The organism is Bovifimicola ammoniilytica (genome assembly GCF_025567085.1).
Lineage (GTDB): Bacteria > Bacillota > Clostridia > Lachnospirales > Lachnospiraceae > Bovifimicola > Bovifimicola ammoniilytica.
The window spans coordinates 26,129-38,885 of sequence record NZ_JAOQJN010000012.1 but is presented as its reverse complement, the minus strand read 5'-3'; the positions used below and the strand labels follow the sequence as shown (position 1 = coordinate 38,885).

Below are 12,757 nucleotides of genomic sequence, written 5' to 3'. Positions count from 1 at the left end.
ATGACATATATAAAGGTACAGTGGATACATGATTTTGAAGATGAGCCAATTCTTTTATATTCAGAGTTAGATAGTATGCGGAATGAAGTTAGAAAGGTTGAAGTTTACAAAAATAATGAATTAGGATATGCTTGTGAAAACAAAAGTGTAAATGGCACATTTTTGTCAAAAACTGAAATCCCTTCATTGGAGGATATTAATTTAGATGTACAATTTGAAGCCTGTGAAATTGATAAAGAATACTTTGAGTCGATATGGCATAAGGCTGTCAGTATAGATGGTATTTAAGTACATCCGAAATTATAACTAAATATTCTTTTATCAAAGATGAAAAAAGCATTGTTTTCATGGTACTTGGTGCTATGAAGACAATGCGTTTTTCTGTAAAAATAATCTCCTTAAGTGGTATTTCAGATATAAAAATGGTCAAAAAAGAGGTAATTTCGATTCGAATATTTCTTTGAAAGACGGTAAATCACATACAGATTTTTGCCAGAAAGACGGTATCAGATTCTTTTGATTTTACTTTCAAAGATATTACGAGACCCCATTTTTCTTTAGAAATCGAGCCATTTTCTAAGATTTTCTCGTAATTAAGTTTTACTGTAAGATGAATTATGAGATTCAAAGACAGCTTACAAACAATTCGCTGGGGTCTCATGAATACAGACAACTAAGATAATCATGGATAATCACCAGCAATCTGAAACTATCCGTATCTGATAACGCCGAAATATTGTTTCTGATTTTAGGGAGGCAGGATTCTCGGATGCAGTAATAAATGACATAATGGAACAACAATATAGAATGTTAGATAAACTTGATGTTAAGTATGAAAGGATAAAATATTAATGAGTATATTAAGTAAAATGAGTAAGTCATTTGAAATTGCTGTAGGTGATGCAAAATCAAGTGATACTGAAATTGATGAATTAATTCATTACTCAAAAATTGATGTTCCTCTTGAATTTATAGAGATTATTAAAGAGAAAACAGAACTTGAGATAATGGTCAAAAATGAAAAGTATATACGAATATGGGGGCAAGTGGATGTATAGAAATGAATTCTGCATATAATATTCAAAAGTATATACCAAATTCTTTGGCAATAGGTGATGATGAATGCAGTAATGCAGTGATTTATGCAAATGGTATCAATGGTTTTGGAGTTTATATGGTTTCATTTGGTAATCTAGATGCTAATGAAATGGTTTATATTGCTGATTCGTTGGAAGCGTTTTTTGTGAAAGAAGAGGGTATAGATATTTTTATTAATGTATGGTAAAAGAAAATCATAGCATATGTTGTTGAGATAATGCGTATTTTCTGTGACATTTTCAATTAGAAAAGTGATTAGATGGTTCAAGATATTATAATGTTAATATCAAGCGATTAGTCAATCAGGACGTAGCACATGGAAGTATCAATGTAAGCTAGAGCCTTAATAGATACAGTTATGTCCAGGGTAATCCTATAAAGCTGACAGACCCATTCGGATTGTCACCACTTGATAAAATTAACTGGAGAAATGTTGGACATTCAGCATTAAACATACAGGGATGTATAAATGGATATGGCTTTATATTCGATGGTATAAACGCAGTATGGTATGCCTGTGAGGGCGACATTTACCCAGGCAGCAATATAAGGTTTAGAAAATGCAAAAGCCATATTCAGAAATGCCAAAAGCGGAAAACTACTATCGATTGATACAGAAAGTAATGTTGCAGCATTAGGACTAAATTTATTTACAACGATAGTAAGTGGAAAAGGAGCTGTGACATCTGGTAAGGATATCAAGAAAATGATAGGAACAGATGTTGGAAATAAGTGGGGCAATAAAGCTAATAATAAGCCACTGTTGGAATATAATTTACAGTTCCTTGGAGTGAAGTACATTGGACTGATCATGGAACGCCTAAACATCATACTAATCCACATCAGCATATATTTGAATATAATCCAGACAGAGGTGGTTGGGTTAGAAGAGAACCTACACCATATTATCATAAAGGAGGATGATTATAATATGGATTTTTTATTGGATATTGTTATACCAAAGGATGAAATAAAAAAATTGATTTAGAAGAACAATTAGTAGAATGGGATGGTATGCTATTCTCACAAGAACCTGCGAGATTTATTAGCAAAAATCTTGTATTTGAAAAGTTAACAAATTTAAAATATTATAGCGATATATTAGGAAAAAATTTAGATGAACAAAAGTATAGTGCATTTATTTATAAAGAAAATGAACTTTCCGAATTGGAATTTTTAGCTAATAATTTTCAAGGCGATTTTATTAGAAATTCATTATTAATTTTTTTGGAAAAAATTGTTAGATTGTCAAGTTTTTATTTGTTTCTTTTACGAGAAGATGAAAAAATTAAAGAACGATATGAAATAGAAAATGAGGAAGAGTTCTGCAAGATTTTACAAGAGAGTTTATCCTGGATCAAACCGAAAGATATAGTGATTTCGAAAAAGTAATTTGAGGTTATTGTAAAAAATGTAACATTGACTATAGTATTAAAAATACAAAGATATCGGTAAAAATAATGAAATAAGGATTACATATATTGCTTCGGGAATAATGACAGCAGCGAAAATAACCACAGCAGCTAAAATAGTAAGTACAGCGTGCAAGGTGGTAAGTAATGCGGCAACATTTACACAGGCGGCAATCGGAGGCGTTAACAATGCCAAAGCGATAGTCAAAAATATGATAAATGGCAAGTTATTCTCAGAAGATACAGCTAAGAATCTGGTGTCATTTGGAATAAACGCATTTACGGCCGCAACAAGTGGAAATAACCTGCTATCATCTTCGAAAGAATTGAAGAAAGCACTATAGTGTATTTGAATTGTTGTTGCAAAGAAAATATAGATTGGATAAGTGAAATATTTGAAGATATTTCAGAACAAGTACAAATTTCTAGATTTATTGAATGTATAGAAAAATTGGTTGTCAAGTATCTGGATTTAAAATTAGAGCAAGATATTTTGTATGCAAAAGATGCATTAAAGTAATATCAGCTAAGCAGGTAATGTGCTTGTTAAAGTAGACAAGATGTTGGAACAGATGTATAAGATGCTTGACTGTACACTTTTTAAGCACGAAAATAGAATGGTATATTGGCTAGAGCAAATTAAAAAATATGCATCAAGAAATTTTAAGGAGAGAGTTTTATGAAAAAATGTCCATGTTGTGGATACTTAACTATTGATGATACAGATGAATTAATTACAGATATTTGTGATGTTTGCTTTTGGGAATATGATGAAGTGGCTCAAAATATGCCCGATAGAATTATTGGAGCAAATAAGGTGTCATTGAATACTGCTAAGAAGAATTATAAGTTGTTTGGAGCCACAGAAGAACGTTTTATAAATATGGTTCGTCAACCATATGAGGATGAGATATAAACTATAAAAATGTTCGATTGTGTTATAGGTGAAAACATAATACCTGAGTACATAGATTAATGCGATGTACTGTACTAATGATAGGAGGAAGTAATATGAGTGATTATAATTATGAGATTATTAAAGAATCCGTTATGGAATGGTATGAAAAAATTTCATCTGATATGAAGAATGAAAATAATATTATTGTGTCCACAAATAATAATGATGCGTTGATTATTGACTTTGATTTTGAAAATTGTATAGCACAACTTTCGGTAACCAATTCGCAATTTGTGCCATATCAATTTGTCTATTTTGAAGCTATGGATATTGAAATATCAAATGAAGAAGAGAAACAACCGGTATATTGTTTTTATGATGATGAGAATATGCAAAAAAGTGATGTAATGGATGCTTTGAATGAAGCAGTAAGATTTTGCATTGCATACAAAATGACATAATCCTATAAAGTAGACAGACCCGTTTGGATTGTCACAACTTGACAGACTTAACTGGAAGAATTTAGGACATGCCATATTAAATGGCTTGGGACTGATACAGCAAGTAACGTTGTAGCATTAGGAATAAATGCATTTACAGCAATAAAAAGTGGAAAAGGAACTGTGACATCACCTCTTGAAGTGGTGGTTGACGACTTAAAAAGTATTTTGAGGAGGTGACAAACATATGAGTAATAACAAAGATTGGCGTTTACAAAAGAATGTCGAATATCTAAAAAGTGTTGATTTAAATCCAACAGATGGAGAAGAAATAGTTAATAATGCACCTCATTTAAAACAGTGTATATTTTGTTTGGATAAAGTTATGAATAGTCCATATCAAAGGTGGTTTGTAACTATAGATTGTGCATGTTGTATTTGTGAAAATTGTTATTCGGATTTCAATGAAATTTTTGAATGGAAAACTTTGGACGGATGGGATATTGAGTGGAAAAACTGAAAATAGAATGTGGTGCAAAATGATAACCATAGACAGGTAACAACAAGTGCGTATCTGTTATCATCATTACTGATAATGATGATAATAATTCTGATACTACAATAGAACTTATTCAGGTGATAAATTAAGTGATTTAAGAGTTAAAGGAAGACATTATGGAAGAAAAAATTAAAAACATTATGGAAAAGTATATAAAAGATGTTGAAGACACTTGTAATATTTTATTAGAAGGAATTAATTATAGAGATAACCTTAATCTGAAAACAAAGAAAGATTTTTTTGATTATAGAATGAAAAAATCAAATATGGAGTTTGAGGTTAGGGGAATTAGTTATAGACTTCATGGTAAAGGTTGTAGGGCTTTTAATAAAGAATTTTTTTTGGACTGGGATTTTGGATATAGAAGTAGATGGTGCGGTATTGATCCATGGAAACTTTCGATGACTATTAAAAAAAGTAAAAGTCAATATAGTGAATATTATGATGGAAACCTAATAAAAAAAACATGTGAACAAGCTGTAAAAGATGGTATAATGTTTAAAAAATATGAACAATATTATTTTGCCATTCCCAAAAGCGAAACCTTTAAACCTCAATTTCCAAAAGAATTCGATACACTAGTTGTAACACATCGTGATTCAACATGGTCTTTACCAAGGAATAAAGTTATTGATAAATTTATAAGAAAGAGTAGCTGGGTGTACAATAAGATTGATAGATATAATGATAAATATAATGATAAATATGTGTTATCTTTTTTACTGGAAGAAAAAGAAATTTATTCTATATCATATGATGATATTGGATACCCGGAAGGAGCTATAAAAATTATGAGTGATGATATATTGCATAATTTGTTGAAGGCATTATGAGTGATGAAATTAGTTCCGGCTATTCAAAAAATAAAACACTTAGAAAGGATGTATAATATGGATGAAAGAGATTTGTGGGATGAAATATATGATTTGATTAGTGATTCTTCGAAAGAAATATGTGTTTTTGATGGGAATGAGAGTGCAGGATATGCAGAATTGAAAAAAATGAATTTGATAAGAAAGTCAACGTTAGGTGCAATTGTTACTTTTTCTTCAGGTATTTCTATTGATAATTGGATTAGAATAATGGGACAGGAAAATTTGATACATAAGGGAATTCTGTCTTATCAGAGTTATCAAAAAGAAAATGTAACTATGAAAAGTATGACGATTGTTGGTCAAGATGTAGTAGGGGGAATATTTGCTATAAATATTGGCAAATATCCGGAAGGATTAAAAAAAGTGTGGTATTTTGCACCTGATAACTTGCAGTGGGAGTGTATGGATATGAATTACGCAGAATTTGTTGTCTGGGCAATACAGGGAAATACGGATGAATTTTACAGTAGTATGAGATGGAATGGTTGGAAAGAAGATTGTAGCAAGGTAGGATTTGATGAAATGATATTGATATATCCTTTTTTGTGGTCAAAAGAATGTAATTTGGAAACTGCTTCAAAAACAATTGTTTCATCAGATGAATTGATTAGAATGAACTCAGAGTATGCACATGAATTTGGATATTATTAATCCATTTTGTTTGAAAATATAAGGATGTGATATGATTTATGATGTAAATGTAATTGATATTATGTAGAAAGGGTAAAATGGTGATGAAACTTATTAATGGAATAATAGAACCTGGAATAAGAATAAGTAATTATATAATTGGTTCAAAGAAAGAAAATATACTTAATAATTTAGAAGATAATTACCAAATATGGGAAAGGGGAGATGGCTTTTGCATATATACATTGGATAATTTTAAATTATGGTTTAATGTTAATGGAGAATTAGTGCAAATTGGGGTCACAAAAGACTTTTATGGTGATTTTATGTCTATTTGTATTGGAAGTACAATGAAAGATGTTGTAAACAAGTTTGGTGGAATTGAAAACGATGGAGATGTATATGCAATACCAGGCATAGAAGGATTATGTTTTGAATTGGAGGATGTTGATAATTGGGATGAACTAACTGCACCTATTGAATGGATATATGTATATAAATGTTAATGATATTATGGACATCAATAATGAAGTTTATGTAAGTGAAAGAAAAAATATACCAGGATGATTGGATGAGTTTGTCAATCGCAAGTAACTCAATAGAAGAATTTTTTGAAACACTCCAATTACCAAAATGTATTGAATGGGAAGAATTATAGAAAGGAATAAAAATTATGAATGATGTGGAAAAAGTATTTGCAAATTCGGCTTTGCATGATTATAAAATGGAAAAAATGGAGATTGACTATCCAAAAGGAACTGTTGTGTTGCAATTGCTTAATTTAAAAAATATAATAAAAAAAATTACAATTAGTCGATTTATAGATATTGAGTTTACCAATAAGGAAAAGTGGGGAAAAGGAACATATGTTGTTTCTAGTGATGCTTTTTATATAGATAATATTTTAAATATAGAGCTTCAATTTAATTCAGGAGATTTTTGCAAAATTAAATGTTATGAAGATAAAATTATTTGATTTTGACTTATAATTTGAAATATTTCAAAATTCTGCATAAAAGAAAATATCGGCTTACGCAATACCTTAGAGAATAAAAAGGAGGATATGATTATGATTTGTCCGATTTGTGAGCAAGGAGAAATATTAAAAGTTAAAAATAAAAAAAGTAATGATATATTTTACATATGTGAAGAATGTGATAGCATTTGGACAAAGGAAATTTCAGACGAATATATTTCGACATTTGAAAATTATTCAGAAAGAAATAATATTACAAATTCATGGTCAGAAATTGAGATTATTGACAGAATTTAATAAATGGTAAATATGATATGAAAATAATTTATTAATATTAGCGAAAGGGATGTTTGCTATGGGAAAACAAATAAATTTTTATATGAGCGAAAATGTACAAAATCAGTTCATTGATTTTATGTTAAATAATGAAATTTTGTTTCTGAATAATGAAGGTAATAAAATAGAATTTCAAGATTTATGTTTTTGCAATGATTGTTATTTGTATAAGAGAGAATTTGGTTGTTTATTAAAAAAAAATAATTTAATTGATGTGTTTAATAGTCCGATTATTGAATTTTGTAAAACAAAGATAAAAGATAATAGAATATTACGAGGCAGATTATGGATATCTGACTATTATAAATCTTGTAATAGTCAAATACAACAAAGTAAAAATTATGTTATGGAGTACAATAATCTTACAAAATGGATTAAAAAAAATGTGCCATATCAAAATATTAAAAAAGGCGAATTTTTTGTAAAAGAATATACCAATGATGAACTAATTGAAATGGAGAAAATGGGATATATTTTTACTGCTTAATTCTGGCAAGGTTATAGAAAAGTGCTTTATTGGTAAGAGTTTGCCAGTGTGTAAAGATGAAATGAAAGTATTAGAATTGTACTCTGAAGGTATTAAAGATATTCGGATATGTGTGAAGTTTATAATGGAGTAACGATAGAACTATGATTAAAATTGCAGATATTAAAGAACTTAAGTTGAATATAACTTGGAGAATGTTATATAGAGGATTATTAGAAAAGCAAATTTCTATAAATGAAATAGTAGAATATGCGATGGAACAGCTTGAAAAAGATAATAGAATTGAAATATGTGAACTGGCAGGTTCTAGAGATTATGATTTAGAGGATATTATGAATAACCTTTATGAGTTGGCTAATGAAGAAAAAAGTCAAGATGATTTAGAGGACAGGAAATTAAGGGCTGTACGAGTTAATAATTTTCTAAAAGAAAAATCAAATTGTATTGATGGTTTAATAGGCTTAACAGAATTATGGCTTGAAATAGGTTATACAGCCGATTCACCACATATTATTCAAGGCAAGGATAACAATATATCTCCTGTGGAATATTATACAGATGTGAATTATAATTACCTTTATGAAAAGAATAAACGTTGGCTTAAGGATGAAGTAAATTTTTTGATACAAAATCAAAAATAGTATAAATTTATTGATAGCTTAATAAAACTGAATATTAAGTGGTTAATATGGCAGAGATTATTAAAAATGGCACATCTAATGAAAATATTGCATGAATAACACATATTGCAATTAATGGAGGAAACTAAAAATGGATGTTGAAAAAATTAAAATAACATTTGATAGAACGTATATGGTAATTAGTACATTTTGTTTCACTTATGAAGGCAATGGTGATTTTTGGTCATTGGTTACGGAAAATGAAGCTGTAGAATTAAATAAAAAGTATGGTGTTACTCAAGGAAACCAAATTTTTAGGTTATCGTGTACTAATATTGATAGCAATATGTATATAATAGCAAAAGCAATCGAGGCGCAGATAACGAATTAAAAAATGAGTAGTTGCATGAAGTGCCTCCTAAAAAATTAGACTTATTAGGGACGGTACAGAATATTTAGATACGTTTTTTATAATAAATTTACTGAATTGTTAAATTTGAAAGGCTTGTAAATAGATGAAGTAATAATGGCCTGAAAATACGTTTTAATTATGGAGAAAGAGGATATGATAAAACTAAAAGAAATGAATAAATCTATTTTCTATAATAATCTAATATTGACAATAAATGAGATTACAGGAAATAGCAAATTAGATGATAAAAGTATTAGATTTAAAATAATACCTGTTTATGAAGAAGATAAAACATTTAATGGACTTGATAATCAAATGAGGCTAATCGCTTTGAGTGAAAAAAATATAGGAAATAGATTGTTGACAATTGAGGAAACAGTAAATTTAGTGGCATGCCAGTCGCCGTTTGTACCAATATGGATTAATATTTCATTGATGGATATTAGCAATCATTGGATTATTTTTAATTTTGAAACAAGTTTAAGATTTAGAAAACCATCCCAATTAAGAAATGCTGAAACAGGTCATCCACCATTTAAGGCTATTATATGAGGAGATTGGTAAAATGGAATTAAATATTAACTCGCCAGCGTACTATACAAGGGAGTTTGGTGTAGAAGATGAAATATATTGGTTTTGTCGTAAATTATCATATTATGTAAAAGAAAAAAATTATAGTGATGTTATTAAAATTATAGGTCTTGTACCAATAATTGCACCTAAGAAAGAAATAGAAAAAGGGTTGTGGAAAGAAACAAAAAAATGTGAAATAAAATCTGGCTTTGCATCTGTAAGTTTGCAAATCGATTACGAAACGTATGTTGAATCGAATATGGATGAAAAAAAGGCATTGATAATAAAAAATGTTGTAGATTCTGTAAAAGCAATAAAAACGAGAGCTAAGATAGATTTTAAGCTTTTTAAAGAGGATATGAATAAGTTTTGTGAAGAAAATGGTATAAATTGTATTTAATAAGGATTATGGAATAGAAATATTTTTCTTAATCTATTCAGATATACGTTCAAGCCGAATCATATTTGAAAAACTTATAGAGGCTGTACATAAGAATGTAGAGGGTATAAGAGGATTGTGAAGATAAATGGATATCAGACGATGATGGACTTTACTATATGAGAGTAAAATATTATAATGTGAATATCAAGTGATTTATCAATCAGGATGTAATATTTGAAAGTATCAATGTAAGCGTGTGCTTAACAGAGACAGTCATGTTCAGGATAATCATATAAAGCTGACATATATATTTGGATGGTGAGGTTAAATGATAAAGAAATATAGTAGCATAGTTAATTGTAATATCAAGGAAAATATTAAGGATGCCGCTTGGGTAGAGGATTTAGTTCATTATGGATTGTTTAAAAATCAGATGGATGGTACTTTGGCTGCAGCTGCATTATTTTGTCCAGATATAATTTGTGTTAAGGATTATGTATTTATCAAGATGTTTCTGGAAAATTCAGATAATGATGAGAAATTAATTGCGATGGTTGAAAGGTTGGAGGAAAAATATAATTATTGTAAAAAAGATATTGAAATGATTATAAATTCATGTTCATTAGGTGATTTTTTTCTTGGTGATAATTCGCAATTGCCATATAATGATGAAATTATCTATAATTTTGGTGAGGTTTTGTGCTATTTCTGGCAAATGAGAGTTAATCAATTATTTCCTGAAAAAAATATAGTTGTTGAATTGGGATATGAGCTTATGGGAGAACTTGGGCTATGTATTACGATGTATGAAGAAGTGACGAAATAAATAACATATCTTCTTTAGGAGTATCATAAATTTGTATTTGCTGAAATGTTAATCAAAGAAATTTGAATTTTGATAGTGGAAGAGGATAAAACATTTAAAGCCAATATTAAGGAGAAAATGTTATGGAGATGGTAATTCAAAATATTATAACTGATGGATATGAAAGATTTGTAGTAGTTAATATTATAAACAATAAGAATCTTATTGTACATTATATTGAATACTCAGAGTTTTTGGAGGATAATGAGAAAACGGCATTAAAAAATATAGGAGATATAATAGTTTCTGATATAAAAATAGATTTAGTAAGTAATTCGTATATTACGAATAAAAAATTGGGTTTTATCCAGGAATTTGAAAATTCCCCTAATATAAAAGCCATTATTGAAGTGAAGGAAGTTGTTGATGAGTATACTATTTATGCCCAGAGTTCATTATGTGATGAATCTATACTAATAGAGTTTGAGAATAAAATGATGTATAAAAAGTATGATAGAGTTTATATTGAAGGATCCTTAGAATTAGTAGATGATATTATATGAGGAGAATTCAGATATGAATGAAATAAAGTGGAACAATTTAAAAAGAATATATGTTTTTTTGCGTTATGATATTGAACTTGTTGAGTAAATTGGTATACATTATGAAGAAACGTTAAAAATCCAAGAGTTTTTATTACATAATGAAAAATAGCATTAGAAGTAATTGACAGAATATTTCAAAACTGATATAGTACATAACTAAGTGATGACAGAAATTACAAATGACAATTGAATAGAATACCTGTAAAAGGGAGTAGCCGGCATACAAATGTTGTGTGTACGATGTCGACATACCCGATATGAAAATATCCGTATCGTAATTAAATGGCGAGACTTTGATAAAATTTATGAGTGACAGTGATGATAATCATAGATTTTATGAAGTCTCGTTTTTTGCATTTTCAATTCAATTTTATTTTGGAAGTTGCTGATTTTTAGATGAATGATTGTTTCAGGGCGAAAACAATTAGTATTCAATTAGTATTATGGCAAGTGGAAAATCAGTTATATGAATTTATGAATTTCTCAAAGCTAAATCGCTGACAAGTCGCCCGGGAAAGAGGTAAAATATGAATTTCTTAATCAATTTAGTTCTATTGGTTGTGGGTTTTGTCCTGCTTATTAAGGGTGCAGATTATTTCGTAGAGGGTGCATCTAAAATTGCTGATAAATTAGGAATACCACAGTTAGTAATAGGACTTACAATAGTAGCATTTGGTACATCAGCACCAGAGGCTGCTATAAGTATAAGTTCAGCAATTAAAGGAAATACGGGAATTGCAATTGGTAATATAATAGGAAGTAATATAATGAATATTCTTCTGATACTTGGTATTACATCTTGTATAACGGTCCTTAAAGTAGCTAAGTCTACAGTTTATTATGAGATTCCTTTTGTAATATTTATAACAACTGTTTTAGTTGTTATAGGTGGAACTCAGGGTAAGTTAGGTTTCATATCAGGAATAATTTTATGGGCATTATTTATTCTTTTCTTTGTATATCTGATTAAAATGGCTAAGAGTGGCAAGTCAGACGGAATCGTAGAAGAGGGCGAAGCCTACGATGGAAAGAAAGATTCAATGATAAAATTAATATTTATTACATTAGCCGGTATGGCAGCAATTGTTATAGGTAGTGACCTGACAGTTGATGGGGCAACAGAAATAGCTAAGATTCTTGGTATAAGCGACAGAATTATCGGACTTACAATAGTTGCATTTGGTACATCACTTCCTGAATTAATCACATCAGTGACAGCAGGAATAAAGGGAAAAGCTGATATTGCCATAGGTAATATTGTAGGAAGTAATATATTTAACATTCTGTTTGTATTAGGTACAACCAGTCTTATCAAATCAGTACCATACAGCACGAACTTTGTAATTGATGGAATTGTTGCGATTGCAGCAGCGGTATTATTATTCTTAGGAGTAGTGAGAAAGAAACAGCTAGGCAGAATGGCGGGAATAATAATGTTAATCGCTTATGCAGGATATTTTGCATATCTTATAGTGGGTTAGAAATTACAGAAACTATAATTTTAAATAAATGATATCCGGATTAGTATTCAGCTTCGTTAAGATTATGCTTGGTTTATCTGATATAAAATTAGTTTAAAGAGCGGTTTAAAGAGTGGTTAAGATATTAATATATGCTGATTAAGTGAATAGATTTCAATAGACTTTACA

Annotated in this window: 22 protein-coding genes; all 22 read left to right on the top strand. The window is 29.3% G+C overall.

Annotated elements, in window-relative coordinates; translation table 11 throughout:
- The gene (locus OCV48_RS13015; protein ID WP_147592174.1) at nucleotides 1-288 is read left to right on the top strand and encodes a DUF6881 domain-containing protein; all 288 of its coding nucleotides are present in this window, start codon (nucleotides 1-3) and stop codon (nucleotides 286-288) included.
- Between the two features lie 563 nt (nucleotides 289-851).
- A complete protein-coding gene (locus OCV48_RS13010) occupies nucleotides 852-1,058 on the top strand; it encodes a hypothetical protein (RefSeq protein WP_262559873.1) in 207 nt (68 codons plus the stop codon).
- 2 nt (nucleotides 1,059-1,060) lie between these two features.
- On the top strand, nucleotides 1,061-1,285 hold the full coding sequence (locus OCV48_RS13005; protein ID WP_262559872.1) for a hypothetical protein: 225 nt from the start codon (nucleotides 1,061-1,063) through the stop codon (nucleotides 1,283-1,285).
- A 519-nt stretch (nucleotides 1,286-1,804) separates the two neighbouring features.
- Complete coding sequence (locus OCV48_RS13000) at nucleotides 1,805-2,086, top strand: hypothetical protein (RefSeq protein WP_147592173.1); 282 nt, start codon at nucleotides 1,805-1,807, stop codon at nucleotides 2,084-2,086.
- 26 nt (nucleotides 2,087-2,112) lie between these two features.
- Nucleotides 2,113-2,490, top strand: coding sequence for a hypothetical protein (locus tag OCV48_RS12995; RefSeq protein ID WP_147592172.1), 378 nt, complete (start codon nucleotides 2,113-2,115; stop codon nucleotides 2,488-2,490).
- 103 nt (nucleotides 2,491-2,593) lie between these two features.
- Entirely contained in the window at nucleotides 2,594-2,854 is a 261-nt protein-coding gene (locus OCV48_RS12990) for a hypothetical protein (protein ID WP_147592171.1), read from the top strand.
- Between the two features lie 335 nt (nucleotides 2,855-3,189).
- Nucleotides 3,190-3,426, top strand: coding sequence for a CPCC family cysteine-rich protein (locus OCV48_RS12985; protein ID WP_147592170.1), 237 nt, complete (start codon nucleotides 3,190-3,192; stop codon nucleotides 3,424-3,426).
- Between the two features lie 95 nt (nucleotides 3,427-3,521).
- On the top strand, nucleotides 3,522-3,869 hold the full coding sequence (locus tag OCV48_RS12980; protein ID WP_147592169.1) for a hypothetical protein: 348 nt from the start codon (nucleotides 3,522-3,524) through the stop codon (nucleotides 3,867-3,869).
- 226 nt (nucleotides 3,870-4,095) lie between these two features.
- A complete protein-coding gene (locus OCV48_RS12975; protein ID WP_147592168.1) occupies nucleotides 4,096-4,368 on the top strand; it encodes a hypothetical protein in 273 nt (90 codons plus the stop codon).
- Nucleotides 4,369-4,523: 155 nt separating this feature from the next.
- Complete coding sequence (locus tag OCV48_RS12970; RefSeq protein WP_147592167.1) at nucleotides 4,524-5,240, top strand: DUF6896 domain-containing protein; 717 nt, start codon at nucleotides 4,524-4,526, stop codon at nucleotides 5,238-5,240.
- A gap of 57 nt (nucleotides 5,241-5,297) precedes the next feature.
- On the top strand, nucleotides 5,298-5,933 hold the full coding sequence (locus OCV48_RS12965; protein ID WP_262559868.1) for a DUF2625 domain-containing protein: 636 nt from the start codon (nucleotides 5,298-5,300) through the stop codon (nucleotides 5,931-5,933).
- A gap of 77 nt (nucleotides 5,934-6,010) precedes the next feature.
- Complete coding sequence (locus OCV48_RS12960; protein WP_147592165.1) at nucleotides 6,011-6,418, top strand: hypothetical protein; 408 nt, start codon at nucleotides 6,011-6,013, stop codon at nucleotides 6,416-6,418.
- Nucleotides 6,419-6,585: 167 nt separating this feature from the next.
- Entirely contained in the window at nucleotides 6,586-6,888 is a 303-nt protein-coding gene (locus tag OCV48_RS12955) for a hypothetical protein (protein WP_147592164.1), read from the top strand.
- Between the two features lie 93 nt (nucleotides 6,889-6,981).
- Nucleotides 6,982-7,185, top strand: coding sequence for a hypothetical protein (locus OCV48_RS12950; protein ID WP_147592163.1), 204 nt, complete (start codon nucleotides 6,982-6,984; stop codon nucleotides 7,183-7,185).
- Between the two features lie 58 nt (nucleotides 7,186-7,243).
- Nucleotides 7,244-7,711, top strand: coding sequence for a hypothetical protein (locus tag OCV48_RS12945; protein ID WP_147592162.1), 468 nt, complete (start codon nucleotides 7,244-7,246; stop codon nucleotides 7,709-7,711).
- Between the two features lie 143 nt (nucleotides 7,712-7,854).
- Complete coding sequence (locus OCV48_RS12940) at nucleotides 7,855-8,352, top strand: DUF2247 family protein (protein WP_147592161.1); 498 nt, start codon at nucleotides 7,855-7,857, stop codon at nucleotides 8,350-8,352.
- 130 nt (nucleotides 8,353-8,482) lie between these two features.
- Nucleotides 8,483-8,722, top strand: coding sequence for a hypothetical protein (locus tag OCV48_RS12935; protein WP_147592160.1), 240 nt, complete (start codon nucleotides 8,483-8,485; stop codon nucleotides 8,720-8,722).
- Between the two features lie 174 nt (nucleotides 8,723-8,896).
- Nucleotides 8,897-9,295 carry a hypothetical protein gene (locus OCV48_RS12930; protein ID WP_147592159.1) on the top strand — a complete coding sequence of 133 codons (399 nt, stop codon included), beginning with the start codon at nucleotides 8,897-8,899 and terminating at the stop codon, nucleotides 9,293-9,295.
- 13 nt (nucleotides 9,296-9,308) lie between these two features.
- A complete protein-coding gene (locus OCV48_RS12925) occupies nucleotides 9,309-9,716 on the top strand; it encodes an Imm44 family immunity protein (protein WP_147592158.1) in 408 nt (135 codons plus the stop codon).
- 310 nt (nucleotides 9,717-10,026) lie between these two features.
- Nucleotides 10,027-10,524: a hypothetical protein gene (locus tag OCV48_RS12920; protein WP_147592157.1), complete on the top strand. Its 498-nt coding sequence runs from the start codon at nucleotides 10,027-10,029 to the stop codon at nucleotides 10,522-10,524.
- 122 nt (nucleotides 10,525-10,646) lie between these two features.
- Nucleotides 10,647-11,066, top strand: a complete 420-nt coding sequence (locus OCV48_RS12915) for a hypothetical protein (protein WP_147592156.1) — start codon at nucleotides 10,647-10,649, stop codon at nucleotides 11,064-11,066.
- A 569-nt stretch (nucleotides 11,067-11,635) separates the two neighbouring features.
- Nucleotides 11,636-12,589 carry a calcium/sodium antiporter gene (locus OCV48_RS12910; protein WP_021983799.1) on the top strand — a complete coding sequence of 318 codons (954 nt, stop codon included), beginning with the start codon at nucleotides 11,636-11,638 and terminating at the stop codon, nucleotides 12,587-12,589.
- Nucleotides 12,590-12,757: the final 168 nt, after the last annotated feature.

Bases quoted from the DNA above. Each gene is read 5' to 3' on its own strand.
- OCV48_RS13015 (WP_147592174.1), top strand. From the start codon at position 1: ATGACATATATAAAGGTACAGTGGATACATGATTTTGAAGATGAGCCA.
- OCV48_RS13010 (WP_262559873.1), top strand. From the start codon at position 852: ATGAGTATATTAAGTAAAATGAGTAAGTCATTTGAAATTGCTGTAGGT.
- OCV48_RS13005 (WP_262559872.1), top strand. From the start codon at position 1,061: ATGAATTCTGCATATAATATTCAAAAGTATATACCAAATTCTTTGGCA.
- OCV48_RS13000 (WP_147592173.1), top strand. From the start codon at position 1,805: ATGATAGGAACAGATGTTGGAAATAAGTGGGGCAATAAAGCTAATAAT.
- OCV48_RS12995 (WP_147592172.1), top strand. From the start codon at position 2,113: ATGCTATTCTCACAAGAACCTGCGAGATTTATTAGCAAAAATCTTGTA.
- OCV48_RS12990 (WP_147592171.1), top strand. From the start codon at position 2,594: ATGACAGCAGCGAAAATAACCACAGCAGCTAAAATAGTAAGTACAGCG.
- OCV48_RS12985 (WP_147592170.1), top strand. From the start codon at position 3,190: ATGAAAAAATGTCCATGTTGTGGATACTTAACTATTGATGATACAGAT.
- OCV48_RS12980 (WP_147592169.1), top strand. From the start codon at position 3,522: ATGAGTGATTATAATTATGAGATTATTAAAGAATCCGTTATGGAATGG.
- OCV48_RS12975 (WP_147592168.1), top strand. From the start codon at position 4,096: ATGAGTAATAACAAAGATTGGCGTTTACAAAAGAATGTCGAATATCTA.
- OCV48_RS12970 (WP_147592167.1), top strand. From the start codon at position 4,524: ATGGAAGAAAAAATTAAAAACATTATGGAAAAGTATATAAAAGATGTT.
- OCV48_RS12965 (WP_262559868.1), top strand. From the start codon at position 5,298: ATGGATGAAAGAGATTTGTGGGATGAAATATATGATTTGATTAGTGAT.
- OCV48_RS12960 (WP_147592165.1), top strand. From the start codon at position 6,011: ATGGTGATGAAACTTATTAATGGAATAATAGAACCTGGAATAAGAATA.
- OCV48_RS12955 (WP_147592164.1), top strand. From the start codon at position 6,586: ATGAATGATGTGGAAAAAGTATTTGCAAATTCGGCTTTGCATGATTAT.
- OCV48_RS12950 (WP_147592163.1), top strand. From the start codon at position 6,982: ATGATTTGTCCGATTTGTGAGCAAGGAGAAATATTAAAAGTTAAAAAT.
- OCV48_RS12945 (WP_147592162.1), top strand. From the start codon at position 7,244: ATGGGAAAACAAATAAATTTTTATATGAGCGAAAATGTACAAAATCAG.
- OCV48_RS12940 (WP_147592161.1), top strand. From the start codon at position 7,855: ATGATTAAAATTGCAGATATTAAAGAACTTAAGTTGAATATAACTTGG.
- OCV48_RS12935 (WP_147592160.1), top strand. From the start codon at position 8,483: ATGGATGTTGAAAAAATTAAAATAACATTTGATAGAACGTATATGGTA.
- OCV48_RS12930 (WP_147592159.1), top strand. From the start codon at position 8,897: ATGATAAAACTAAAAGAAATGAATAAATCTATTTTCTATAATAATCTA.
- OCV48_RS12925 (WP_147592158.1), top strand. From the start codon at position 9,309: ATGGAATTAAATATTAACTCGCCAGCGTACTATACAAGGGAGTTTGGT.
- OCV48_RS12920 (WP_147592157.1), top strand. From the start codon at position 10,027: ATGATAAAGAAATATAGTAGCATAGTTAATTGTAATATCAAGGAAAAT.
- OCV48_RS12915 (WP_147592156.1), top strand. From the start codon at position 10,647: ATGGAGATGGTAATTCAAAATATTATAACTGATGGATATGAAAGATTT.
- OCV48_RS12910 (WP_021983799.1), top strand. From the start codon at position 11,636: ATGAATTTCTTAATCAATTTAGTTCTATTGGTTGTGGGTTTTGTCCTG.